Source organism: Dyella sp. SYSU CM1112 (genome assembly GCF_058216415.1).
This window is the reverse complement of the sequence record NZ_JBZEGI010000016.1, coordinates 85931-110301: the sequence shown is the minus strand read 5'-3', so window position 1 is coordinate 110301 and position 24371 is coordinate 85931. Positions and strand designations below refer to the sequence as shown.

General features: G+C 57.5%; 24 protein-coding genes and 3 pseudogenes. 14 read left to right on the top strand and 13 right to left on the bottom strand.

The features are described 5' to 3' along the window. The first annotated feature begins 291 nt into the window (after positions 1-291). Positions 292-1239, top strand: a complete 948-nt coding sequence (locus AC4HNJ_RS18825) for a hypothetical protein (protein WP_490481139.1) — start codon at positions 292-294, stop codon at positions 1237-1239. Between the two features lie 111 nt (positions 1240-1350). Here the strand turns inward: AC4HNJ_RS18825 and AC4HNJ_RS18820 are convergent, their stop codons facing one another. The 3 genes and pseudogenes from AC4HNJ_RS18820 to AC4HNJ_RS18810 all read right to left on the bottom strand — a co-directional run. Next, entirely contained in the window at positions 1351-2694 is a 1344-nt protein-coding gene (locus AC4HNJ_RS18820; RefSeq protein WP_490481138.1) for an amidohydrolase family protein, read from the bottom strand. 89 nt (positions 2695-2783) lie between these two features. Continuing rightward, positions 2784-3077 (bottom strand): hypothetical protein, encoded by a 294-nt coding sequence (locus AC4HNJ_RS18815; protein ID WP_490481137.1) that lies wholly within the window; start codon positions 3075-3077, stop codon positions 2784-2786. 7 nt (positions 3078-3084) lie between these two features. Continuing rightward, positions 3085-3372, bottom strand: a pseudogene (locus AC4HNJ_RS18810) (antibiotic biosynthesis monooxygenase family protein); the annotation flags it as partial. 458 nt (positions 3373-3830) lie between these two features. On the opposite strand from AC4HNJ_RS18810, the gene AC4HNJ_RS18805 reads away from it, so the two are divergent. The 4 genes from AC4HNJ_RS18805 (at position 3831) to AC4HNJ_RS18790 (ending at position 6202) form a co-directional block, all read left to right on the top strand. After that, the gene (locus AC4HNJ_RS18805; RefSeq protein ID WP_490481136.1) at positions 3831-4166 is read left to right on the top strand and encodes a hypothetical protein; all 336 of its coding nucleotides are present in this window, start codon (positions 3831-3833) and stop codon (positions 4164-4166) included. 59 nt (positions 4167-4225) lie between these two features. Beyond that, positions 4226-4735, top strand: a complete 510-nt coding sequence (locus AC4HNJ_RS18800; RefSeq protein ID WP_490481135.1) for a hypothetical protein — start codon at positions 4226-4228, stop codon at positions 4733-4735. A 2-nt stretch (positions 4736-4737) separates the two neighbouring features. Continuing rightward, on the top strand, positions 4738-5478 hold the full coding sequence (locus AC4HNJ_RS18795; RefSeq protein ID WP_490481134.1) for a hypothetical protein: 741 nt from the start codon (positions 4738-4740) through the stop codon (positions 5476-5478). Positions 5479-5788: 310 nt separating this feature from the next. Further along, positions 5789-6202, top strand: coding sequence for a DUF302 domain-containing protein (locus AC4HNJ_RS18790; RefSeq protein ID WP_490481133.1), 414 nt, complete (start codon positions 5789-5791; stop codon positions 6200-6202). A gap of 46 nt (positions 6203-6248) precedes the next feature. Here AC4HNJ_RS18790 and AC4HNJ_RS18785 read toward each other — a convergent pair whose 3' ends face one another. Further along, positions 6249-6518 (bottom strand): XAC0095 family protein, encoded by a 270-nt coding sequence (locus AC4HNJ_RS18785; RefSeq protein ID WP_490481132.1) that lies wholly within the window; start codon positions 6516-6518, stop codon positions 6249-6251. A 672-nt stretch (positions 6519-7190) separates the two neighbouring features. On the opposite strand from AC4HNJ_RS18785, the pseudogene AC4HNJ_RS18780 reads away from it, so the two are divergent. Continuing rightward, a pseudogene (locus AC4HNJ_RS18780) lies at positions 7191-7409 on the top strand (transposase); the annotation flags it as partial. Between the two features lie 101 nt (positions 7410-7510). Here the strand turns inward: AC4HNJ_RS18780 and AC4HNJ_RS18775 are convergent. Together AC4HNJ_RS18775 and AC4HNJ_RS18770 are read right to left on the bottom strand one after the other, a co-directional pair. Beyond that, entirely contained in the window at positions 7511-7849 is a 339-nt protein-coding gene (locus AC4HNJ_RS18775) for a lysozyme (protein WP_490481131.1), read from the bottom strand. Further along, positions 7791-7910: pseudogene (locus tag AC4HNJ_RS18770) on the bottom strand (glycoside hydrolase family protein); the annotation flags it as partial. The gene AC4HNJ_RS18775 and the pseudogene AC4HNJ_RS18770, both read right to left, overlap by 59 nt. A 119-nt stretch (positions 7911-8029) precedes the next feature. Between AC4HNJ_RS18770 and AC4HNJ_RS18765 the strand changes: the two are divergent. The 3 genes from AC4HNJ_RS18765 to AC4HNJ_RS18755 all read left to right on the top strand — a co-directional run bounded on the left by AC4HNJ_RS18765 (position 8030) and on the right by AC4HNJ_RS18755 (position 10254). Next, entirely contained in the window at positions 8030-9010 is a 981-nt protein-coding gene (locus tag AC4HNJ_RS18765; protein ID WP_490481130.1) for an RHS repeat-associated core domain-containing protein, read from the top strand. A gap of 11 nt (positions 9011-9021) precedes the next feature. Next, positions 9022-9330: a hypothetical protein gene (locus tag AC4HNJ_RS18760; protein WP_490481129.1), complete on the top strand. Its 309-nt coding sequence runs from the start codon at positions 9022-9024 to the stop codon at positions 9328-9330. A 447-nt stretch (positions 9331-9777) separates the two neighbouring features. After that, positions 9778-10254 (top strand): hypothetical protein, encoded by a 477-nt coding sequence (locus AC4HNJ_RS18755; protein WP_490481128.1) that lies wholly within the window; start codon positions 9778-9780, stop codon positions 10252-10254. Positions 10255-10455: 201 nt separating this feature from the next. On the opposite strand, the gene AC4HNJ_RS18750 is transcribed toward AC4HNJ_RS18755, so the two are convergent. The 3 genes from AC4HNJ_RS18750 to AC4HNJ_RS18740 all read right to left on the bottom strand — a co-directional run bounded on the left by AC4HNJ_RS18750 (position 10456) and on the right by AC4HNJ_RS18740 (position 13236). Continuing rightward, the gene (locus AC4HNJ_RS18750; protein WP_490481127.1) at positions 10456-11016 is read right to left on the bottom strand and encodes a YbhB/YbcL family Raf kinase inhibitor-like protein; all 561 of its coding nucleotides are present in this window, start codon (positions 11014-11016) and stop codon (positions 10456-10458) included. Positions 11017-11071: 55 nt separating this feature from the next. Further along, on the bottom strand, positions 11072-12580 hold the full coding sequence (glpK, locus tag AC4HNJ_RS18745; RefSeq protein ID WP_490481126.1) for a glycerol kinase GlpK: 1509 nt from the start codon (positions 12578-12580) through the stop codon (positions 11072-11074). Positions 12581-12675: 95 nt separating this feature from the next. Further along, positions 12676-13236, bottom strand: coding sequence for a hypothetical protein (locus tag AC4HNJ_RS18740; RefSeq protein ID WP_490481125.1), 561 nt, complete (start codon positions 13234-13236; stop codon positions 12676-12678). Positions 13237-13555: 319 nt separating this feature from the next. Here AC4HNJ_RS18740 and panE point away from each other — a divergent pair, with 319 nt between their 5' ends. The 4 genes from panE (at position 13556) to AC4HNJ_RS18720 (ending at position 20509) form a co-directional block, all read left to right on the top strand. After that, positions 13556-14491 (top strand): 2-dehydropantoate 2-reductase, encoded by a 936-nt coding sequence (panE, locus tag AC4HNJ_RS18735; protein WP_490481124.1) that lies wholly within the window; start codon positions 13556-13558, stop codon positions 14489-14491. A 125-nt stretch (positions 14492-14616) separates the two neighbouring features. After that, positions 14617-16434 carry an FAD-binding oxidoreductase gene (locus AC4HNJ_RS18730; protein WP_490481123.1) on the top strand — a complete coding sequence of 606 codons (1818 nt, stop codon included), beginning with the start codon at positions 14617-14619 and terminating at the stop codon, positions 16432-16434. Between the two features lie 484 nt (positions 16435-16918). After that, positions 16919-17695, top strand: coding sequence for an iron-containing redox enzyme family protein (locus tag AC4HNJ_RS18725; RefSeq protein WP_490481122.1), 777 nt, complete (start codon positions 16919-16921; stop codon positions 17693-17695). A gap of 66 nt (positions 17696-17761) precedes the next feature. After that, positions 17762-20509, top strand: coding sequence for a putative bifunctional diguanylate cyclase/phosphodiesterase (locus AC4HNJ_RS18720; protein ID WP_490481121.1), 2748 nt, complete (start codon positions 17762-17764; stop codon positions 20507-20509). A 150-nt stretch (positions 20510-20659) separates the two neighbouring features. On the opposite strand, the gene msrA is transcribed toward AC4HNJ_RS18720, so the two are convergent. From msrA to AC4HNJ_RS18700, 4 genes are all read right to left on the bottom strand, one after another. Continuing rightward, positions 20660-21343 (bottom strand): peptide-methionine (S)-S-oxide reductase MsrA, encoded by a 684-nt coding sequence (gene msrA / locus AC4HNJ_RS18715; protein ID WP_490481120.1) that lies wholly within the window; start codon positions 21341-21343, stop codon positions 20660-20662. Positions 21344-21429: 86 nt separating this feature from the next. Further along, a complete protein-coding gene (locus tag AC4HNJ_RS18710; RefSeq protein ID WP_490481119.1) occupies positions 21430-21651 on the bottom strand; it encodes an RNA-binding S4 domain-containing protein in 222 nt (73 codons plus the stop codon). Between the two features lies 1 nt (position 21652). After that, positions 21653-22090, bottom strand: a complete 438-nt coding sequence (locus AC4HNJ_RS18705) for a barstar family protein (RefSeq protein ID WP_490481118.1) — start codon at positions 22088-22090, stop codon at positions 21653-21655. Beyond that, positions 22087-22587, bottom strand: a complete 501-nt coding sequence (locus AC4HNJ_RS18700) for a guanyl-specific ribonuclease (RefSeq protein ID WP_490481117.1) — start codon at positions 22585-22587, stop codon at positions 22087-22089. Before AC4HNJ_RS18700 ends, AC4HNJ_RS18705 begins: the two co-directional genes overlap by 4 nt. 79 nt (positions 22588-22666) lie before the next feature. Between AC4HNJ_RS18700 and AC4HNJ_RS18695 the strand changes: the two genes are divergently transcribed. Further along, positions 22667-24337 carry a serine hydrolase gene (locus tag AC4HNJ_RS18695; protein WP_490481116.1) on the top strand — a complete coding sequence of 557 codons (1671 nt, stop codon included), beginning with the start codon at positions 22667-22669 and terminating at the stop codon, positions 24335-24337. Positions 24338-24371: the final 34 nt, after the last annotated feature.

The following is a 24371-nucleotide window of genomic DNA, read 5'->3' as shown; positions in this document are numbered from 1 at the left end:
CCGATGGCATGCCGCCATCGGCCAACGCATTCCGGCCGTCGTTGACGCGATGGTCGGCAAAACTCCTATCGGACTGTCCAAGTTGGGTTGACCACTACAATCTGCGCTTGATAAAAGGTGGAAGGGACTCATGAAAAAGAAGACAAAGGGTGAACTCATCAAATGACGCAGCATTGGTTGATCTTCTGGCGTCTCTCTTCGAGAAAGAGGCATAACCTTTAAATGCCCTTGCATACATCCAAGGCATTAGGGTGACCTTGTTTTGAGATCATGAAGTAGGAGTTGTCAGATATGGCAAGAGCCGTGAAAAACAGTCTTCGACTGGATGCGGACTTCACGGAAGATACCGTCGGCTTTGCCTTGGAGAGTTTTCTCGCGCTCCTTAGCTTTCCGCGCTTCAGATTTTCGGTTGAGCCGTTTTCTCGTGGGAAGGAGAGATGGCTTGGTGCTGATGCACGTTTGAATGGGCACATATCTGGATTCAAGCCGTTCTACATGCAATTCAAACGGCCTTCGGCCTATCCCGATATTAGTGCGGCGAAGATCATTGCTGATAGAAAGTCGCTTGGTTTAACAGTGGCGCCCCGCACCTTATATTTTGGGCTAAGAGATAAACAGTCCACCCACCGGGATTATCAGCACAACGTCCTGCTTCGCCTGCGAGAGCGTTTAGTCAAGCGAAAGATTGGTGATGCAACATACGTATGCCCACTATTCCTTGATCGCTCCGCCTATCGGTTTCATGTCCATCTGGCGGCTTTGCGCAGGTGGCCTCGCTTTTGGCGATATGATCCTTTCGAATTCGAAAACATATTGATAAGTAGCTCCGGTAGCTCGGTGAATTTCAATGCCATTCCAGTGCTTCAAGAGCATGTCTCGATTCCGCCGCACGCGATGGTGACGAGCGCAAAACACAGTTATAGCTTTACTGAGCGAGGTACTGATCTTTGCTTTCATTCTCCGCTAGAGATACCTGATGGGGTGCGCTCGCTGGCGTATTTTTTAAAGGGTGTAGTCGGAAACCTTCAATCTGGTGAAGGTTTCATTTCGTCTAAAAATGCCCGCGATGTACTACGCGAGCTCTTTTTCGAGGGCGGATATATGAGCTTTAGTGCTCTATTGCCCCAAGACTTTCCGTGGGATACCGAAGACGGGATTGCGAATTGGTTGGAGTGGGGAAGCCGCTTGAAGGTAGAGCACCAAATTGAACAGTTTGCATTGGTGCGATGGGCGGATTGATGTGGCAGCGAAGGAAGGGCTATTTACGCAGGATGGTAGCCCGTAGGCCGAAATATGATCCTGGCATTGACATCATGCTTGGCTTTCATCCCAACCTGCATTTCGTGCGTACTATTGAGTCAGCTGCTTGTAAATCACCCCACCCTTCATCACAAACGGCACATGCTCAATCGCGCTGATGTCTTGTGTCGGGTCGCCTTGCACCGCAATCACATCCGCATCCAGTCCGGCTTTGAGTTGTCCGAATTGGTCTTGCTGGCGCAGGATCTTTGCATCCACTGCCGTGGCTGCCAGGAGTGCGCGTGCGGGTGACATGCCGTCGCGGACCATCCATTCCAGTTCTTTGTAGTTGGTGCCGTGGGTGTAGACGCCTACGTCGCTGCCGCAGCCGATAGTCACACCAGCTTGCATGGCGAGTTTGAACGCGTGGGCGGCTTGTTGCATGTCGGGGGTGGGTGGCATGCCGGGCTTCCAGCCGTGGAAGTATTCGGAATAGGCCGTTTCGGCTTCCAAGGTGGGCAGGTAGGCGACGTTGTGTTGTTTCATCAGTTCGAACACTTCGCGCGTGCCGCCGTAACCGTGTTCGATGGTGTCGACGCCAGCCAACACAGCGCGACGCATGCCTTCGGCGGTGGTGGAGTGCATGGAGACGGGCAGGCCTAGCGAATGGGCGGTATCGACGCCGGCTTTCAATTCTTCCTCACTGAAGGTGGGTACGGCGCCTTTGCTTTTGCCGCAGTGATAATCCGCATAGATCTTGATCCAGTCCGCGCCGTGGCCGGCCTGGTCACGCACGGCGTCGATCATCTGCGGAACGCCGCTGACCGGAATGCCGCCTTGTGGCAGATCCAGATCGGTGCGGAAGCCCATCGGACCGGGACCATAGCAATGCGCGGCGATGGTGGCGCGGGTGGCGACGAACATATGCGGGCCTGGAATCATGCCTTCATTGATAGCGCGCTGTATGTCGACGTCGGCATAGCCTGCGCCCTCGGTGCCGAGATCGCGCAACACGGTGAAGCCGGCCATCAAGGTGTTGCGCACATGCTGCACGGCTTCGATGGTGCGATACGCCTGCGTTTCCTTCAGCACCTGATCGTTCCACAGTGTTTCGTTGTATGGGTGCAGGAAGATGTGCGAATGCGCGTCGATCAGGCCCGGCAGCAAGGTGGTGCCGGGCAGGTTGATCGTCTCCGTGCCGGGCGGTGCGTGCACGTCGGATGCAGGGCCGACAGCCGCGATCTTGTCGCCCTGTATCAACACCACCCATCCCGCGTGTGATTGTTCACTGCGCGCATCGAAAACACGATCGGCTTTCAATAGCCACGCGTGAGAGGCGGGTTTTCCGACATGGGGTGGGGTGTCGGCGGCACTGTCGCTGGGTGCGCCGATGGCACAGGCCATGAACAGGCTGCCCAGCAGCACGGTCATGCGCTGAAAACGCGGCTTCGTCATCTCGTTGTCCCCTCACCGGGTTGGCGCCCCGGATCGTGCCTTTATAGCAAGAACGTGCCGCATCCATAAATACTGGGGCCACGGGCCATCTACGTAGCGGGGAAATATTGCGGTGCCTCGCGGCGATCGGTCTTGCCATAATCCCGAATCGCCTGCATCACGTAGATGTCTGCGCCGGTGTCGTTGCGCTGCATCGCCTCGTTTGCGAAACAGGTCGCTTCATTCATGCTGGACCAGCCGCAAAGGACGGCGCAGCGTTCCCGTGTGCTCAGATGATCGAAAACATCATGTTCGAGGGGCGGTGCGTGGTGTGACGCATCGTCCATGTAGCGACGCAGCAGCGAAGCCTCAGGCAGCGCGCCATCGACCAAGGTGAGCGCCACGGCGTTGCTACCGGGTCGCTTCGACGTGGCGGTGGGTCATGCGTGTCACCTCTGCTACGCGGATGCGGTAATCATCCAGTACGCCGCAGCGACCTTCGGCTTGTGCCTGGTGATGATGGGCTGCGGTTCGCCAGCGAATCAGCGCTTTTTCGTCCCGCCAAAGCGATAAGGAAAGCAGATAGCCAGAACGACGACGGCTGCGGAAGCGTTCGTTTTGCAGGAAGCCCGGCATGCTTGCCAATTCCGGACGCAGTGATGCGGCGATGTGCAGGTAATCGCTTTCGCGTGCAGCGTTGGGTTTTACTTCGAAGGAGAAGGGTTGTCATTGGACCGTCATCAACATTGTAATACAGAACTTGGATGAGAATCTCGTCCAGATTGCGGGCGCATTTTCTTGCATCACGTTTTACGATCTACCCATAACCCTCTGTCTTAGCGCATTTCGGGCCGCCCTAAATCACGTTCCCTTCACATCCAGAAATGGTCCACTATGTGACGAGGGTCTCACTTAGGATTCGGGCAGTGACAATCTAAGGACACGGCCAGGTATGGCCGACACACGCATACAGGGGGCTGTGAGCGTGGTAGGGGTTCATCAATTTAGGCGTGCCGGCACCTCGGTGGAAACATCGGGGCAGATTGGTTGTTGCCGTTTTGAAGGTGTTCGGTTTCTACCGTTTTCGAAGATCTGTTGTTAAACGGCTACAAAGTCTTGTGGCTTCAATTTTAGGTTAACCAAAGAAGGGGGTAGCAATGACCAAGTCTATAAAGGGTAACGGTTCAATCACGATGAAAAACAAGGTTGGAACCTCTGAGCTAGGTTGTGCTTGTGAGTCCTGGTTGGCTCATTGGAAGACGTTCGCAAACGTCACAACGACGCCGAAATGTCACGTCGAAGGGTGTACTGCGTCTGCGGAAGTGGGTGCTCATGTCATCCTCACAAAAATGAGTGATGAGGCTTTAAAAAAGCTTACTTTTATTGCTCCTATGTGCAAGTCCCACAATGGGACAGAAGGAGAGCTTAAGTCAAAAATCGATATGCTTTTTATCAATGCCGACAAGCTGTTGACGTGCGGTGAAAAAAAGTAATCAGTTTTGTTGAGGCATTGTTTGCGATGACTTGTACGGGCATCTAATTGGAGTAAGAAATGAGCGCGGAAACGTTTGAAGAAACAAAGAAACTGATCTTAGATATCAACGAAGTTGTCTCTGCCGTAGATTCCACAATTAAGCAGCCTGTCTTCGACATTCTTGTCGGTCGGTTCTTAAGCAAGAGTAAGGGTGAACATCCCAACAAGAACAAGCAACAGTCTGAAGATAATTCAGATGTTGTTGCTCCTGATACTTCTGATTTGGGTACATTCATCAGTGCATTTGATACGAAGAAGCCTGTCGACGCATTGATGGTTCTAGTGGCGTGGCTTTATTCACAATATGGTTCTTACGCCATGTCCTTGAAAGAGATCAAGGAACTCGGGGATTCCTGTGGTCTTACGTTGCCAGCTCGCATGGATATGACGTTACGTCAGGCAAAGAGCAAGGGTAAGAATCAATTCATACAGCAAGCAAAGGCTTGGAAATTGACGGTTTCAGGTGAGTTGGCAATCAAGGAAGCCTACGGCGTTACAAAGGGAACTACGCCACTTCCTGAGGAATAATGATGACGCTCGTTGAATTTCTAAACCCGATCAAGGGCGGAGTCCTCAGAGATGTCTGCTTGTCAGCCATGTATTTTCATCAAAGGTACGAGGACTCTGGCGAAATCACGGTCGAAGGGTTGCGGGCTCTCTTGAAAAGAGGGCGTGTTGCTAGGGCTGATAAGCTCAATTTGGCGGATGTTCTATCCCGTGCTGCTCCATTTGTGCACATAACGGACAAGCAGGGAAACCGATTCCTGTGGTCTCTTACTTCGAGTGGAGAAGACCATGTAAGGGGTCTTTTGAATTTACCGAAGAACGATGTCGAAGTTGAGAACGACGTAACCACGCTGAAGTCACTCATTTCGAAAATCAGTGACAAGGACGTCGCGGATTACCTAGAAGAAGGCTTGAAGTGCCTTCAAGTGGACGCGTTAAGAGCCACGGTTGTCTTCGTATGGTCTGGAGCCATCAAGAAGATTAGAGATGATGTGTTTGCTTGCGGTCCAACGAACGTCAACTCTGCAATTCAGAAACATGACCCCAAGGCAAAGCCAGTGGCAAAGGTCGATGACCTTGTCTTGGTTAAAGAGGCGACGCTGTTGCTTGCTTCTCAGGATTTGGGGCTCTTCGACAAAAACCAGAAGTCGGTCTTAGAGGAGTGTCTTAACTTGAGGAACAAGTGTGGGCATCCTGGAAAGTACAAGATCGGCCCAAAGAAAGTAGGCGGCTTCATTGAGGACATCGTAAGCATTGTTTTTTAATGATTGGCTGAGTTGCCAAGTTTGAATCAGGCGCTGCGAAAGTCGTTAGGCCCCGGCCTTCGCCGGGGTCACGGTTATTCGGAGCATGCTTGGAGCTTTTGTTTTTGAATATGCCTTGGCTGATTCGTAATCGCGGGTGTGATAGCGCGGGCTGTTGGCGTGGGCGTGTACGATTGTGAAGCTAGGCGTGTTTCCGGGGAGACGCAGCAAGGACGCCGTTGCACGAAGGCTCTGTTTATGTGCTGGCTTATGGGGATGGGAGTGCGGTAAGGATTTGTCGTATGCAGGTTGATCATTGATGAGGTGAGGCATGACTTCTTCGCGTGAGGGTTCGCAGGCTTCCATGGGCGTGATCTCGTCGGTTAGTCCTTTTGCTTTCGATGACACGGTGCAGCGGCTGCTTGCCGCTTTCGCGAGCCATGGCATCAAGGTGTTTGCGACCATCGATCAACAAGCGGAGGCTGCGGCGGTGGGCATGACGATGCCGCCGACCACGCTCATCCTTTTCGGTAACCCGAAGGCTGGCACGCCGGTGATGTTGGCGAATCTGGCGGCGGGCATCGATCTTCCGCTCAAGGCGCTGGTGGTGGAATCCACGCCGGGCAGGGTGGAAGTGATGATCAACGCCGCGCACTATGTGATCGAACGGCATGCGCTGCCGCACGAACTGGAGGCGAATCTGCTGCCGGTGGAAGGGCTGATTGCCAAGGTGCTGGCAGGCTGACGGCTTTCATGCAAGGCGAGGCAGGTCGACGCTCATCATGCCGCGATTAGCTCTCTCTGTGCCACGCGAACTCCTGGCGAGGCCGTGTCACGGCACCGTTCAATACTTCATCGATCTGGGCGGCGAATCGTTCAAAATTCGCTGCTAGCGCTTCCCGTTCTACTTCAAGCAGCGCGCCTTCTTCTTGTTTGGTTTGCGGGTAAGCCAGTGCGCCGAGAAACAAAAGCTGATCGCGGATTTCCTGCAGCTTGACGTGGCCGTCTTCGCTCAACCGATAAGGGTGCGAATCCAGCAGGGGATGATGTGTGTGTTCCATAGCATTGTTCCGTGTCTTTAAATCACGCCGCGCATTGCACACGGCGTGACGGGGCACAGAGCACAACGTGCCCTGCTTCATAACCAAAAGGTGGTAAGCCCTAAACCGGCTACGTGCCCCTCATCGCCTGGCACCACGCAAGCAGCGTGGCGGTGAGAGGGATGAACATCGGCAGGGGGTGAACACAGAGCCCTGTGCGTGCCGTATCATCTGGCTCAGCCATGATAACTTCCTCGTTAAGTTGTTATGGTCAGCGGGTCGTATGAGTTCGTACCTCATGCGGCCCGCGCTCTCACTTCTCATGTCGGGCGCGCTGTGCCATCTGTTGTGCGATGAGCGCGCCCGACCTGCAAACCTTCGCGGAAAGCACCCTGTGTTGTCCAGCGCATTTCGCTGATGCGATGACACTTTGAGACTTTGTCTCATACCTTGCATGCGCTTACCTCTTGCAGCACCTGTTGCACGCGTGCTTCGTTCCTTACTATCCGCGTTGCGCTCCTCATTCCCTCCCTTGCAAGCACTTGATTAGCGTCGGGTCTCAGTTGGTGAATAAGCGCTAGTCGAGGATGGCGACATCCTCTATACAGAGATGCCGCCATGGCGATGAATCGCGTGTAATTTCAGCTCGGCCTATCCTTACCTACTTTCTTCAAACGTTACGGCACCGAGAAGCGGTGCCTGCAAGCGCTGATCCGAGTCCGTTGGCCCCACGGTTTTGCTTGCCCGCGCTGCGGTCATACGCAAGCGTCTGTGTTTGTTCGGGGCTTTCAACAGCTGTGGCAATGCAAGGCCTGCGCGGTCCAAACCAGCGTGACCGCAGGCACCTTGCTGGTCAACACGATCCGCCCAGATTGCCTTGAAGTCAGCCCACAATTCCGGCAGATGCCTTAGCACGATTGAGAGGGCACCATATACAATGCTGAAGACGATCATGAATAACGCCTAGGTGGTTGAGTTCTTGGCAAAGATTTTTCCGATCGATCGGATGAGTTTCATTTTGTATTCCATAGAGTGACTTCGGCAGCACGACGATTAGTGAGTCCTATTGACTCCCGCTGTACACTGTTGACGGTTTCGTGGTTCCGACGCATCAGCTCGTAAGGTACTGAGCAATAGTCGCCTGCGTTGAGTTTGCGTAGAAGGGTTGACGTCATCAGACGAGACGCGCCCAGGTTGAACACGAAGCTCACCAGGGCAAACCTCTGGTTGTCCGTGAGTTGCCACGCACCAGCGAGAGGACGGCCTTCTCGGGGTCCTTGGCAAGATAGGCCGAGATTGCGGCTGTGTGATGGTGAGACCTTGATGGGCCTCAGGGCCGATATGCCCGACACTAATAGTCCATTTGCCCACCGTGTCTTTGCACGCGGTGAGCCGCTCGCCCTCGACGTCCACAAGGAACGCTTCTAGGCGAGGATTCAATGTTGCACTGATTGTTACCTCTCGGGATGGTTGCGGGCGGCTGCCTATGCGGTAACCTGCTAGGACCGTTAGGGGACAACAGGGGAAGGGATATGGCCGGTCACGGAAACCGCGGTATTTGGATAAAACTGTCTATTTGTCTGCTGACTGTAATCACAGGTAGCGCGTTGCACGCTCAGCAGATGGGAACAGTCACGTATGTTTATACCGATCCGCAGGGAACACCTTTGGCGGAGGCGGATGACAAAGGCAATGTCATCAAGACTTACGATTACACGCCCTATGGAACTATGGCATTGGGCACGCCAGAAAATGGACCGGGATATACGGGACAGGTGAGCGATCCTGAAACGAACCTCATCTATATGCAGGGCCGATATTACGACCCCGCGAGTGGTCGTTTTCTAAGTGTCGATCCGAACGGACCGGAGGAAGGGAATACTTACAACTTCAATCGATATGCCTACGGAAACAACAATCCGATTTTGTTTACCGACCCGACTGGTCGCGCTAGTGAGCCGGCTTGGTACAGTCGTGCTCTAGCGCAGGTGCAGAGAATTTTGAATTCTCCGGAAGCACAAAGGGCGGAAGCACGCATTGGCGCGGGCATGCTCGCTGGGTCAGAAGGTGAATCGGAAGGAGGTGCTGCGCCTGTTGTGGATGAGGCTTCGGACCAAGCGCTAAACGAGCAAATAAATCAGGCATCTGATCCGAATCGCCCGTATTCGAATATTCCAGACTCAAAATATGTAGGGCCGGGCAAAGCCATTACTGCAGCGCAGAAAGCTAAAGTTGCAGCGCAAAACATGTTGCGTAATGGCGGCCAGCTTAAATCAGATCAAGACGGCACGCCCCTCGTTCCCGGGCAGAAAAGTACATCGGGAGTGACGCCGCCCGAAAACGAGGCTCAATTCGATCATTACGATCCTAGAAATCCATCTGATCCAAATGCCACAAGAGGATCAAACAGTTACTCAAACATACGCATTATTTCGCGTGCGCAGAATAATGCAAAGTCCAACACTCAGCCAACGCCCAATGCACCGCCACCTCCACCGCAAAAGCCAAACTAAGGTATTGGAAAATGAACTCTGACGCTTGGCCGTTTCAAGACGAACCTAACACGGCAGTCTTCGTGAATCGAAGGGTAGTGTTTGATGATGCCTGGATATCGTATGTGACACACGACGCTGATGATGGAAGTTGGCAGTTCCACTGTGAGCAGGAGGGCGATGTGACAGAGGGCGACATCGCGATGGTGAGCCTAAAGAATATATTCGACAAAGATCATTCGATTGGTGATCTTACTGATTTGCCTTTAGGGTGGGAGGCTTGGCGTTCTGCGAAAAACGCGCCTTGGCAGCGACAAAAAGCGCCCTCGGCGGATAGCTGAGCAGCCTTCTTTGGCTTCTTCTCAATAATCGTCGTAAAAAATGATCCGTGGGGATGAGTGCTCAAGCACCGCTTCTTCAAACTTGCAGTACTCCTCCTCCATTAGCTCCTCCATACGCCGAGAGAGGCGGTCGACTTGTTCAAGCCGAACATCACACTTTCGACGTACATCAAGGGGCATTTCAAACATGCACTTAGAGGCACAGGAAAATGACAGGGTGCTTGTCATAACCCCATGTCCTTGCTCATGTTGATGGCCAAAAACCACATTCTCTTTACGCCCCAAAATGGTTGACTATGTGACGATGGGGTAAAAGTAGGAGGCCTTGCGATAAGCTCCGTAAACCATCAAAGGGATTAATGGTGACTTTCAGCGATGGGGAGGGCGGTCCGCACCTAAACCGCCGACAAATTCCGGTCCCACCCCGCGTCCACAAGAAAGGCAGCCATGATTGATCTTGTTAAAGCCAAAGCCCTCCCGCTGACGCAGATGGCTGGGGAGGATGAGGAGGAGGCCGCGCTCTTTGAAGAGGCTTCAGAGGAGGCTGTCGCTTACTTGAAGTCGTTTTCGTGGTGCGAACAGGTCATTGAAACATATTTCTGTTTCGGGGTAGGCGGTGTAGTTCAGATTTTCCTGTCCCACATAGACCACCTGGCTTCGGATGGGAATGTTTTAAATGAGTGGCTTTGGGTGATCGTAGGAGACCTACCCTCTGCATATTTGGTTACGGATGATGCGCAAAGCCCTCATGATGCGTTACAGGCTTATTGCGATGTGATGCAGGAATGGGTAGACGCAGTGCTATCAAACGGTGATCTCGGTGAGGTGTATCCAGTGAAAGCTGACCCAACGGAAGAAAACGCTTCATTGCTTTCGAGTCGCATTGAGTTTTTGATTGAAGAAGTCATTCCGATGATGGACTAGTGGCTATTGGTTGCCGGTAAGGATGTATATGTCGAGGCGATAAGGGAATCAAAGTAAATCGATCTCCTTGTGCTGTTCAACGAAAGCCAAAGATCGCTGCTTCATCCATCGAGTTGTCCTCCCTGAGTGTCATCGATGGACGGTTCAATTTTAAGCAACGTCGCGTTCGATATCACCTGACAGAAATTGCTGAATTCGCGATCATCCGCCGCCGCGTGCATACAGGCCGGTGATGCGGCCTTGTGCGAGTACGTGGCCTTGGATGGTAGCCTTCACTTGTTCGGGCGTCGCGCCAGCCGGCAAGGTGAGATTTGTATCCAGTGCATACACCTGGAAAATGTAGTGGTGCGGTTTGCCACGCGGGGGACAAGGGCCGCCGTAACCGATCTGGCCGAAACTGTTGGTGCCTTCGGTGCCGTGGGCCAGCCGATGCGAGGATGTCGATGCACCCTCGGGAAGGTCGCGCGTTTCGGCAGGAAGGTTGTAGGCAAGCCAGTGGGTGAACGAAACCGGCGCGTCCGGATCGTCCACCACGATGGCGACGCTTTTCGTACCGGGAGGCGGCGCCGAGAATCGAAGGTGCGGCGACAGATCCGATCCGTCACAGGTGAAGGCGGACGGTATCGTGCCGCCGTCGGAAAAACTCGAACTTGTCACATGCAGCGAGCCAGGGGGTTGCGCTGCATGAGATGCCACGATTTGCAGCGACAACAAGGCAGCGATACTCGCCGCGGTACGCTTGACCGATAGAAGGCGCGTCATCGTCGTGCACCGTTGAATGGCTGGAATACATCGAGTGTAGCGCCAATCCGGCGAGCTAACTGCCGAAGGCGAGCGTGGCTTGTACGGCGCGTTTCCAGCCGGCGTAAAGTGCTTCGCGGTGTGCCTCCTGCATGGCGGGGATGAATTCGCGTTCCACTTGCCATTGCTTGGCGATCTGTTCGCGGCTTTCCCAAAAGCCGACTGCCAAGCCGGCGAGATACGCAGCGCCCAGTGCCGTTGTCTCGCCGACTTTGGGGCGTGCCAGAGTGGCATCCAGCATGTCTGCCTGGAACTGCGCAAGAAAGTTGTTGGCAATGGCGCCACCGTCGGCGCGCAGGGCTTTCAGGCGCAGGCCGGCATCGGCCTGCATCGCTTCGAGCACATCGCGCGTCTGGTAAGCAAGCGCTTCCAGCGCGGCTCGTATGAAGTGTTCTTTGCGCGTGCCGCGGGTGAGGCCGAAGAAGGCGCCGCGAACGTCGCTGCGCCAGTAAGGCGCGCCCAGTCCGACGAAGGCGGGCACGCAATAGGCGCCTTCAGAGGAAGGTACGCGGGTGGCGTAATCCTCCGACTCTTCCGAGCGGTCGAGCATGCGCAGTCCGTCACGCAACCATTGCACGGCGGAACCGGCGACGAAGATGCTGCCCTCCAGCGCGTACTCCACCTGGCCACCCATATCCCAGGCAATGGTGGTGACCAGGCCGTGTTCGGAGCGGACGGCTTGGCGCCCCGTATGCATCAGCAAAAAGCAACCGGTGCCATAGGTGTTTTTGGCCATGCCCGGTTCAAAGCATGCCTGCCCGAACAACGCCGCTTGCTGATCACCCGCCACGCCGGCGATGGGGATGCGCTTGCCAAAAAACTGGGTGGGGTCCGTGTGCGCGTAAATCTCGCTGCTCGCGCGTACCTCGGGCAGCATGGCAGCGGGAATATCCAGCATGGCCAGCAGGTCAGGACACCAGCGGCGCCGATGGATATCGAAGAGCAGGGTGCGCGAGGCATTGCTCGCGTCGGTAACGTGCACGTTGTTTTCCGACAGATTCCAGATCAGCCAGCTATCGATCGTGCCGAACATGAGTTCGCCGCGCCGGGCGCGCTCCCGTGCGCCGTCGACGTGATCCAGGATCCACGCCACTTTGGTGCCGGAAAAATAGGCGTCGATCAGCAGGCCGGTGCGTTCGCGAACCAGTGGGTCGTAACCGTCGGCCTTGAGGCGTTCGCAGATGTCGACGGTTTGCCGTGACTGCCAGACGATGGCGTTGTAAATCGCGTGGCCGGTGCGCCGATCCCATACAACAGTGGTTTCGCGCTGATTCGTGATGCCGATGCCTGCGATGTTGGCGGCGCTGACTTGCGTATGGGTCAGTACTTCGACGATGGTGCTTCGCACGCTGGCCAGGATTTCCGTCGGATCGTGTTCTACCCAGCCAGGCTGCGGGAACAGTTGGGTGAATTCGCGTTGGGCGACGCCAGCTATGCCACCTCGATGGTCAAACAGCATGGCGCGGGTACTGGTGGTGCCTTGATCGATGGCGAGGATGTAGGCGGTATCCAAAGCGGAAGGCATGCCGTGCTGGGTTCCTTGGTGGTTTCGTCGCAAAACGCGGGGCGCCCTGATGCGTGAGCGTGCCCGCTCGACGCCTGCGCCGTGCCACGACGCACTTATTTGTTCGCGTCAGCCAACCGTACGGTGAGGAACTCGCGGTGCTCAAAGCGCGCATGCATGGTGTCATCTTCGGTCGACAGCGCATTGGCCGGAATGGGCTGCGAGGTGACGTAAGGCATGGGGCCGGCGAACAGCAGGAAAGGATCGACGTACTGCACCTGCCAGGAAGTGCCGCTGCTGGTGTTGAACGGTGTGCCGGGAAGTCCGCCGAGGCGTTCAACCCAGAACGTAACGTAGCCGTCTTCCGGCATCACAAAGCGCTGGTTGGTGCTGGCTACGCCGGCAAAATAGGCAGTGAGCGGCAACGTTTTGATCAGGCGCAGATGGGAGCAGCTTGCATCGCACATCGCCACTTGCAGCACGGTGATCGGTTTGGCGTTGAAGGCGTTGATCTTGAGTACGTCGCCCTTCTTCAACGCGTACGTGCTTTGGAAGATGACCGGCTTGCCGTGGTTGTCCTGCTTCAGGACGGTGAATGCCGCGGTCTCGGCGGCGTTCGCGCCGAAAACGGTGGCAAGGCCAAGAAGCACGATGGCGGCGATGCGTGATGTAGACATGGCGATAACCTTGCCGAGCAATGATGCGATCGGGCGCAGCGGGAGAGCGGTACGTTGGTTATCTTGCGCCGTTTTTTTCCAGCTGTCATGAAATCGTAGACAAGCTGCCGTGTGGGGAACGAGGGATAGGCCGAAGGTTTTCGATGCCTCACACCTATGAGACGGATGGCGGCAACGATGGATCGCTAGCAAGGCATTGCGTGATGCACTGCCGCATCATGCTCATCGCGTTGGCGCATGCCTGATTGGCCAGGCTGCATGATGCGATATCAGCTGGCGGATAATGGGCAGGTTCATCTGTTACGAAGGTGGTGGTGTCATGGATATTTTGATGGTCGGCGCTGGTGCGACGGGCGGCTATTTCGGTGGACGTTTGCTGGAAAGCGGGCAGAAGGTGACCTTTCTGGTACGCCCCGCGCGAGCGAAAGCGCTGGCGCAACATGGCCTGGTCATCCGAAGTCCGATGGGTGATGCCGCGCTGCCTTCGCCGCCGACGGTGCAGGCCGATAGCCTGCAGCGCAGCTTCGACCTGGTGATTGTGAGCTGCAAGGCGTATCACTTGCCGCAAGTCATCGAGGACATGGCGCCTGCGGTGGGGCCTGACACGGCCATCCTGCCACTGTTGAACGGTATGCGACATCTGGATTTGCTGGATGCGCGCTTTGGTCCGCAGCATGTACTGGGCGGTCAGTGCATCATCGCCGCGACCTTGGGACCCGAAGGTGAGGTGCGCCATCTCAATCAGTCGCACAGCCTTACTTTCGGCGAGCGCGACGGTAGCCGTTCGCCACGCGTGGAGCGGATGGCGCAGGCGATGTCGGGCGCACGCTTCGAACCGCGCCTGAGCACGACCATCCTGCAGGACATGTGGGACAAATGGGTGTTTCTCGCGTCGCTGGCGGGCATCACCTGCCTGATGCGCGCACCGGTGGGAGACATCGTCGCGGCGCCCGGAGGCGTGCAGGCGACACAGGACCTGCTTGAAAACTGTCGCCGTGTGGCGGAGGCCCATGCTCATCCGCCGGGCGATGCCGTCCTGCAGCGCGCGCGTTCTGTATTGACCGAGCAAGGTTCGACGATGAGCGCGTCGATGATGCGTGATCTGGAACAAGGTGGTCCGGTGGAGGCCGATCATGTGATCGGCGATTTGCTTGCGCGAGGTGAAGCGGCGGGTCTGGATCTACCCATGATCCGGCTGGCATACACCCATCTGAAAGCATACGAGGCAAAGCGAGCACGCGCGCAGGGTAGCTGAGGTTCCGTTCGTCCCGGCGTTCCGCCGCTCATCACTGCGTCGGCACCTTTTATCCCTCAGGCATGGCCGTGGCGGCGTGCGAGACCGACAGTGGCTCCCATCAGGGTCGAGTGGTGGAGATGCTTATGAACAGGCGCGAGTTGTTGAAGGCTGCGTTGGCGATACCTCTTTTACCTGCGCTGGCCGGCGGCATCGGGTCGGTGTGGGCGGCGGGTGCGAAGGTGGCCGCCCGGCTGCGTATTCGGCCGCGTCCGGGTGAGGCGGGATGGCCTGCTCCAGCCGAGTGGGATCGGCTCAAGCAGGCCGTGGGCGGTCGTCTGATCCAACCCGAATCGCCGTTTGCCCATGTGCCGAGCCCTGCATGCAGCGAGGCGCTGAAGCACATCAAGAATCCGTTCTACATCGGCGACCAGCCGGGGTTGACCCAGACCAGCGGGTGGGCCGATGCCTGGCGGTCGCGCCCGAGCGCTTATGCCGTGGCGGCGACGTGTACGGGGGATGTGGTCGCGGCGGTCCGCTTTGCCCGCAAACATAATCTTCGCCTGGTGGTGAAGGGCGGCGGGCACAGTTATCAGGGTACGTCTGACGCGCCCGATTCACTCTTGGTGTGGACGCGGCACATGCACGCGGTAACGTTGCACGATCACTTCGTAGCCCGCGATTGCGCAGCGGTACAAGCGCCTCAGCCGGCGGTGACGGTGGAAGCGGGGGCGATGTGGATCGATGCCTATGATGCGGTGACCACGCATGGCGGACGCTATGTGCAGGGTGGTGGATGCACGACCGTCGGCGTAGCCGGTTTAGTACAAAGCGGTGGCTTTGGAAGTTTTTCCAAACGCTATGGCACGGCGGCGGCGGGCTTGCTTGAAGCAGAGGTCGTCACGGCGGATGGCGAAGTATGTATCGCCAATGCATGCAGTCATCCGGATCTGTTCTGGGGCATCAAAGGAGGCGGCGGCGGGAGCCTGGGCATCGTGACGCGCGTGACCTTGCGCACGCAGGCATTGCCGGAGCATTTCGGCGCGGCTTTCGGCGAAATCAAGGCATCCTCCGATGCGGCTTATCGTGCACTGGTTGCAGCGGCGATCGATTTCTATCAAAGGGCCTTGTTCAATCCGCATTGGGGTGAGCAGATGCACTTCCATCCCGATCGTCGCCTGGGTATTTCGATGGTGTTCCAGGGATTGGATCAGTCACAGGCACAAGCCGTGTGGGCGCCGTTTCTCGAATGGGTGCATGCGCGCAGTGAGTACAGCTTCGTCAAGCCGCTGCAGGTGCTCGCGTTGCCGGCACAGCATTTCTGGGATGCGGAGTTTTTCCGGCAGCACATGCCGGGCGCGATGATTGCTGACGATCGTGCCGGTGCTCCGCGCAATCATGTGCTTTGGGCGGGCGACCAGGGGCAGGTGGGATGGTTTATCCATAGCTTCAAGTCGGCGTGGCTGCCCGCGTCTCTGTTGCAAAAGAGCAGGCAAGCGCAGCTGGTGGATGCCATCGTTGCTTGCACGCGTCACTGGCCGGTGGAATTCCATTTCAACAAAGGGCTGGCTGGTGCGCCCGCCGAAGCCATTGCTTCGGCGCGTGACACGGCCATGAACCCGCAAGTACTCGATGCCTTTGCCTTGGCGATCATCGGGGGCGATGGACCGCCTGCTTATCCGGGTATGCCCGGTCCAGGGCCGGATATGCACAAGGCACGGCAAGACTCTGCGGTGATCGGCGAAGCGATGGCGGCGCTGTTGAAAGTTGCGCCTGGGGCCGGCGCATATGTGTCGGAAAGTGATTACTTTCAGCGCGATTGGCAAAGCGCTTTTTGGGGCGAGAACTACCCACGGCTCGCCGCGGTAAAGCGGCGCTATGACCCGGATGGTCTGTTCTTCGTCCACCATGGTGTAGGGAGCGAGGTGTGGAGCGCGGACGGCTTTACACGGGTGATGGATTGAAGAAACAGGCCCTAGCCCGGGCAACGACGCCCCATCACTGAAAACCGTATCGGGACACGCGGCGATGCCGGCCATGCTTGCTGCATGGTCGGCGTGCTGCTTTTTTTGTGCATGGCTCCTGTGCGCAGGCTTGTGCATACACGTTGACTTCACGGGCCGCCTGACCGCTCTTTCTGTGATGCGTATACCCCTGGGCTCGCCCTGGTACGTCCCCGGCGGCCTGCAGGTCAGGTCCTTGTCTGCAGGTAGCGCAAGGGCTGCATTTTTTGCCCACCTGTAGCTGCTTCAGTGACAGGATCAGCGTCGGCCTTGTCGGATTCGACCCCGTTCGGCCGTGCTTCCCGGTTACCGGAAGGCTTTTATCCAGGGTCGTAACAACTTCGGGGGACACCCACCATGGGTGATACCGGACTCATTGCAGGTCCGGATCCTGGCCGACGTCTCGGCCGAAATACCTCTGAACTCAAGCATTGGAGAGTTGAACATGCACGCACACTTCGAACGCACAGGCCCGCTGACCGAACTGGCCAGTTATCCAAACTGGGCTCAAGACATGGCAGCCGCTTGCGAAGACGCAAAACAAAGCGTCATCCAGCATGACCTTTGGCCCATCATGCGCGAAGCTCGTTTGAATCAAACCGCTACGCGTCATTTCATGGTAGGAATCTGGCCCGTTATCGAACGTTTCCCGGGCTACATGGCGATGAATCTGCTGAAAACCCGTTTCGGCCGCAGCATTGGCGACAATCTCGCCAGACGTTGGCTGGTGCGTAATATCCGGGTCGAGCAGAATCATGCCGAATACTGGCTCAATTGGGCCGAAGGGGCTGGCATAAGCCGTGAAGAAGTTCTTCACGGACAGGCACCCTACGGCACGGAGGCGCTGGCGAGCTGGTGCGAGGAAGTCAGCGCAAGCGGATCGCTGGCCGCCGGCGTGGCTGCCACCAACTATGCCGTGGAGGGGGCGACGGGCGAATGGTCTCAATTGTTGTATGACAGCGGCACTTACCGCGAGAGTTTCCCCCAGGAGGTGCGCACTGGCAGCCTGCGTTGGCTACAGTTACACGCAGCCTATGACGATACCCATCCTTGGGAGGCTCTGGAGATCGTTTGTACCCTGCTGGGCCACTCACCCACGTCACATGAGGTGACCCATATTACGGAATGCGTGAAACGCAGTTACATTAGTATGCGTATTCTCGCGGATCGTTGTGTGGATGCGCGGCAAGAACCGTTGGTAGTGAGTGAGGCGGCTGCCTGACAACGTATTGCAATCGTGCGATGCGAAGCAGTCGTAGGATGTATCGGTTAAACAGGTAAGGACCCGATGCGTATCGCTCGTACCGTATTGCAGCAGCCGCTGTCGCGACGCCTCATGCCATTGGCCTATGCGCTGGTGGCAGTGGTGGCGCTTATCCTCGGCCTCACGTGGGGCGCGATGAAAATCCAGGTCACTCTCGCCGGGTTTCTCAACGGCGAGAGTGTCTGGTCCAAGGCGCAGAAGCAGGCCGTCATCGACTTGCAGGTCTATGCTGCCGACGGCTCGCCGGCCAGTCTTGAACGTTTTCGACGCAATTACGCCTTGTTGGGCTACGACCGTTGGGTGCGCGATATCACCGCAACAGGCCACTACAACTACGGCGAGGTCAAGGCGGCACTCAGCCATGGCAATGCCATCCCCGAAGCCGTGCCGGGGGTGGTCTTCATGTTCCAGCACTTTACCGGTGCGCCTTATATGCGTGAGGCCATTGCCGCGTGGCGCTCCACCGATAATGCCATTGCGGAACTGGGCGAGATTGCCAATCAGCTGCAACGCGAATACGCCCACGGTGGCCCGTCGCCGCAAGAGATCGCGCGCCAGAGGGAACGTATTCGCGCACTCAATGATTTCATCGAGCCCCGCAGCAACGACTTCTCGTTGCAGATTGCCCACGGCGCATCGTGGATGGGGCAGATATTGTTTATCGGCGTGCTGCTTGCGGCGACGCTCGTATCGGCACTGTGGCTGACCGTCGCGGCGCGCATTCTTGCCCGCATTCGCGGCAGCGAAGAGCGCTACCAGTTGTTGTTCGACAGCGCCGCCGATGCGATCGTGATGATGGGCGAATCGCATGGCAAGATTCTCGGCGCCAACCGCACCGCTTGCGAATGGACCGGACGCAATGCGCAAGAACTGGTCGGCATGAACTTCATAGACCTGTTCGTGGAGGGCAGCATTCGCTCAGCGGGCACGTCGACGATCGGCTTGCTGCGCTCTGCCGATGGCGTCATGCGCACGGTCGAGACGCATAGCAGTTTGACGACCTGGGGAACGCAGCCGGTGCGCCAGGCGATGATGCGCGATATTTCCGACCGCATCGCCATGGAACAAGAACGGCGGATCGCGTCCGAGGCATTGGCCAGCGTGGCGGAAGGCGTGATCATCGCCGATGCGGATCGCCGCGTGACGACCATCAATGCGGCGCATACCCGGATCACCGGCTACACCCTGCAATATCTGCAGCACCACCGGTTCGATGAATTGCGGCGCATGCCGGACGGATCGCCGCTGCCGGCATCGATCTGGGAAATGGTTGCCGAGGGCGGCAATTGGATCGGGGAAGTGCAGAGCTGGCGTTCGGATGGTTCTTCCTATCCAGAGCTGCTGAGCATCAGCGCGATCCGCAATGCGGAAGGGCGCGTGCTGCATTATGTAGCGGTCATCACCGATATCACGCGCAGCAAGGCGGATCGCCAGCGCCTGGAATACATGGTTGCGCACGATCCGCTTACCGGCCTGGCCAATCGCAGTGAATTCCAGCGGCATTGCGCGCAGGCGATCGAGGCGGCGGCGCGCATGAACGGTGCGGCAGCCGTGCTGTTCGTCGATCTGGATGCCTTCAAGGCTGTCAATGACAGCTACAGCCACGCCATCGGTGATCGGCTGTTGGTGAAGGTGGCTCAGCGCATTCGCCGCGAACTGGGCGAAAACGATGTGGCCAGCCGCATCGGTGGCGATGAGTTCACGGTATTGCTTGGCGGCTTGCGTACCCGGGAACAGGCGGCGCAGTTTGCCAGCCGCTTGCTGCAAAATCTGTCCGAGCCGATGCTGATCGGCGACTACGAAATCGTGATGAGCGCGAGCATCGGCATTGCCGGCTATCCGCTGGATGGCAGCGATCCGGTCGTCCTGATCGCCAATGCGGACGCGGCGATGTATACCGCCAAGACGCAGGAGCGCAACACCTTCCGTTTCTATACACCGCTGATGCATGCGGATGCGCGCATGCGCCTGATGCTTGGCGCTGATCTGCGGCAGGCACTCCTGCGCGATGAATTCCATCTGGTGTTCCAGCCCAGTGTCGAGTTGCGCACGGGCAGGATCGTGGCAGTGGAGGCATTGCTGCGTTGGCGGCATCCCGAACGCGGCGAGCTGATGCCGGATGAATTCATCCCGCTGGCCGAAAGCCTGGGCCTGATCCGGCGTATCGATGCGTGGACCCTGCGTGCCGTTTGCGCACAGATCCGTCAGTGGGATCAGGCAAAGTTGCCGCCGATACGCGTGGCGGTCAATGCTTCTGCCGCCACGTTCGGGCATCCTGGCTTTATCGACGGCGTGAAGCAGGCGCTGCAGACCAGCCAGGTCTCGCCCAAGCGACTGCTGTTCGAAATCACCGAGAGCGCCATCTTGCGGTTGGGCGATGCGACCGAGCAGACCATTCACGCCTTGCATGGCCTGGGCACGGGCATCGCTATTGACGATTTCGGCACGGGGTATTCGTCGCTGGCCTATCTGAAACTTTCCGGCATCGACTACCTCAAGATCGATCGATCTTTCGTGACCGATCTGCCCGACAGCGCGAACGACGTCGCGATCGTCGAGGCCATGCTTGCCATCGCCAGGAGCCTGGGCATGTGCACCATTGCCGAAGGCATCGAAACGGCCGCGCAGCATGATTTCCTGCTGCGCGCCGGTTGTGTGGAAGGGCAGGGCTACTACTATTCCCGCGGCCTGCCGCCGATCGAAATCGAACGCATGCTCTCGCCGAATCCGCGACACGAATCCTCAAAACTGCGCCTGGTGCCGCCCAAGTAATCCATGGGCATGACGCTGTTTCATCCGAGCCGACAGTCATGCCGGTGTCTTCAGTCGCTAGCTTGTGCTGTGGGTGCGGTCCAGCGCCGTAGTGCGATCTGCATCTTCTTCGCGCCTTGTCTCGCGACGAAAACGCACTAGCACGGCTCTTTACAGCTGCACGTCGACAACCGTCTGCACTGGCTGATACAAGCCTGGGAACTGCCGCTTCAATGCGGCCACTTTCGGCGCATCATTGATCACGATGTAGGCATCATCCGGATGTCGATCTGCGTAATCCTGATGATAGGCCTCGGCTTCGTAAAACCCTTTCATGGGCTGTACGAGCGTCACGATGGGCTGGTCGAACACTTTGGCCGTATTGAGTTGCGCGATATAGGCGTCTGCAACTTTTTTCTGCTCGGGGCTCGTATAAAAAATCTCCGAGCGATATTGCGTGCCGGCATCGGGGCCCTGGCGATCGAGCTCGGTAGGATCGTGCGCCACCGAGAAATACACCTTGAGCAACTGACCGTAGCTGATTACGGCAGGATCGAACTGGATCTCTACGGATTCCGCGTGGCCGGTGTTACCTTCGCTGACTTCATAGTAGTGCGCGGTATTGGCCTCGCCGCCGCTGTAGCCGGCCCATACTTGTCTTACGCCGCGCACGTGCTCGAACACTTCCTGCATACCCCAGAAGCAGCCACCGGCCAGGACGGCGGTTTCCGTGCGAGGTGCGGGCGTCTTGGACGTATCGTAGGCGGGGTCGGGAAAATTGGCGTTGCTGGCGTTAGCTGCGCAGGCGGCCAGTCCGAGCATGGCGGTAAGAACGGTGAAGCGACGGGCGTGCATGGTCTGCCTCCGTGGGGATCTCTGCCTTCTATTCGCCGGCGAAACCCTTTTCGTTACGTTCGCATGCCTGTTTTTGCCAGAGGTCTTCAGTCAGATGCCGTGACGTGGATGGTGACATCGTCAAGTTGCACGGTCTGCCCCGCGTGGATCTTGCAGCTTTTGCGCAGCTCCTGCTGACCATCGACGGACACGGCACCGCTGGCCACCAGCCACTTGCCCTGGCCGCCGCTATCGCACAGCCCGGTGAGTTTCAGCAACTGGTGAAGTTCCACGTAGTCGCGGTCGAGTTCGAAATCGATGTGTTGCATGTCAGCGATGAGTTGGTAGTGCGATGGGATGTTCGGGCAGGCTGAGAAAAGCGAAGAAGGGACGATTCTGGCCCATTGCGAAACTGGATGCTTCATGGAGGATGCCCAACAGCGTATCGAACTCCTTGACGGCGGCTTGGCGCAGATCGTTGGCATGATCGATCAGCAAGGCGTGCCCGATGCCCTGCAGCCATCCCAGGTCGCGCAAGCTATCGACCAGCGCATCCCAGTTATGGCCGAAGCCGGCCGGCAATTTCAGCGAAATGGCCAGGCGGCGCAATAGGTCTTCTTTGTCACGGCAGCCAGCAAGGTCGGCACGGCAAACATACAGATGCCCTTGCACTGCCGCCGCCGCAAGCGCATCGAAATCGGTTGCGTCGACGAAATAAACGCCGCCGTCGCCAGCCTGGGTCAGGTCGAGAGCATCCTCCGCACTCATGGCTTTACCTGAAACTGCCTGAAGCTACGGTAGTGGTCGTCGGTGTAATAGAAGATCTGCGGCGGTGTGCCGCCGGTGATAATGCGTCGTGCGCCGCGGTTGCGCGCATCCGGTGTGGCCACCGTGTATTCGTGATAGTAGCCGCGCGGCTCTTGCGGAAGCAGGCCTTCGTAATTGCCGAATACCACGCCGTCCTGACTGTAGGGAAAGGGGCCTCCTTGCAGGATGGCCGTCACGGTGACGCATGCCGCCGGTGGCATGAACGCTGGAAGATCGGCCTGCGCAGCAGGGCAGTTGTAATGACCGGTGGCCGGCAACGTGACATTGCCATGGGAAAGCATTTCGGCAGGCTTGGGCGCATGCCGGTTCCAGAAAATCAGGGCGCCGATCAAGCCAGCGATCAGGATCAAAGGGACAAAGCGGGAGAGAGACACCGCAAACTCCTTGTTGGCGACGCGGGAAGTGTAGTGCTTGCTGCAGTCAGATGGGCCAGCCATGGCCGACGTGACTTCCGGCGCTGCGGCGAATGGGCCGCCTCAGGCTACACTGCAACTTTGTATCAGGGGAAAACCTGCGATGCCCACCTTGCTATCGTCTTTGCGTCTAACGGGTTGTTGCGCCCTGCTGGCGTTTGTTTCCGCCACGCCGGCATGGGCTGGCACCGTGCCGGCAGGAACCGCCACGGACAGCGCTTCACCGCAGCTCCAGGCGGGGTTGCCGCCGATGCTGCGTGACTTCGATGCGTATGTGGACAGCGCACGCAAGACTTTCAACGTGCCGGGCATCGCCGTTGCGATCGTGAAAGACGGCAAGGTGGTGTTCGAAAAAGGCTACGGGGTGCGCGAGATCGGCAAGCCCGAGAAGGTGGATGGACACACCTTGTTTGCGATTGCTTCCAATACCAAGGCCTTTACGGCGGCTTCGCTGCAGATGCTGGCGGAGCAGGGCAAGCTGAATATGGACGGCAGGGTCACGGATTATCTGCCCTGGTTCCAGATGTCCGATCCCTACGTCACGCATGAAATGCGTGTGCGCGATCTGTTGGCGCACCGCAGCGGCCTCAGCCTCGGCGCAGGCGATCTGCTTTACTGGCCACCGACCAGCTACACCACCAAGGATGTGGTGCAGCGTCTCGGCAAGGTACCGCTCACCAACGGCTTTCGCAGTCACTACGCGTACGACAACATTTTGTTTGCGGTGGCGACGCTGATTATCGAAAAAGTGTCGGGCCAGTCCTATGCGGACTTTATCCGCCAGCACATCTTCCAGCCGGTGGGCATGGACGAATCGCTGGTTGACATGACCTATCTGAAGCCCGGCATGGATTACGCCATGGGCCACGCGCTCTATAACTTCAAGGACCTGAAGCCAGTGCCGCCGATGGCATGGCTCAATGATCCCGGCGCAGGTGGCATCTACGCCAGCGTGCACGATCTCGCCAAATGGATGAACGTGCAGCTGGCCGGCGGCGAATTGCCGGGTGTCGGAGCAGATGGCAAACCGCGTCGCCTGTTCTCGCAGAGCAGCCAGGATCAAATGTGGACGATGCTGACACCGATTCCGGTGAGGAAGCCTTCCATTCCCGAATTGCAGCCGTTGATGCCGAACTTCTACGGTTACGGCGAAGGCTGGTTTCTCAGCGATTACCATGGACAGAAGCTGGTATGGCATACCGGCGGCTGGCCGGGCATGGTGTCGCGCGTGACCTTGGTACCCGGTTTGAAGCTGGGCGTCGTGGTGCTGACCAATCAGGAATCCGGCGCCGCCTTCAATGCCGTGACCTACCGTGTACTGGATGCCTACCTCAATCCTGGCGTGAAGACCGATTGGGTGGCCGTCTACGACAAGGCGGTGAAGCATTCGCAAAGCGAGGCCGACGACAGCTGGAAAAAGCATGAGGCCGCGCGCGATGCAAACAGCAAGCCGTCCTTGCCCTTGTCCGGGTATGCCGGTACGTATCGCGATCCGTGGTACGGCGACATCATCATCCGCAATGAGGGCGGCAAGCTGCGCCTGCGCTTCAGCAAAACAAAGCAACTGATCGGCACAATGACACCTTGGCAGCACGACACTTTTATCGTGCGCTGGGACGACCGCGCCTTGAATGCGGATGCGTTCGTGAATTTTGCGCTCGACGTGGATGGCCATGTGCGTGAAGTACGCATGCAGCCGGTTTCGCCGTTGACCGATTTCAGCTTTGATTTCCAGGATCTGCGGCTCACGCCAGTGAAGGCGGACGACGAATAACCCTCAAAACGTTCGCGGTCCCAACTTTCGGCGC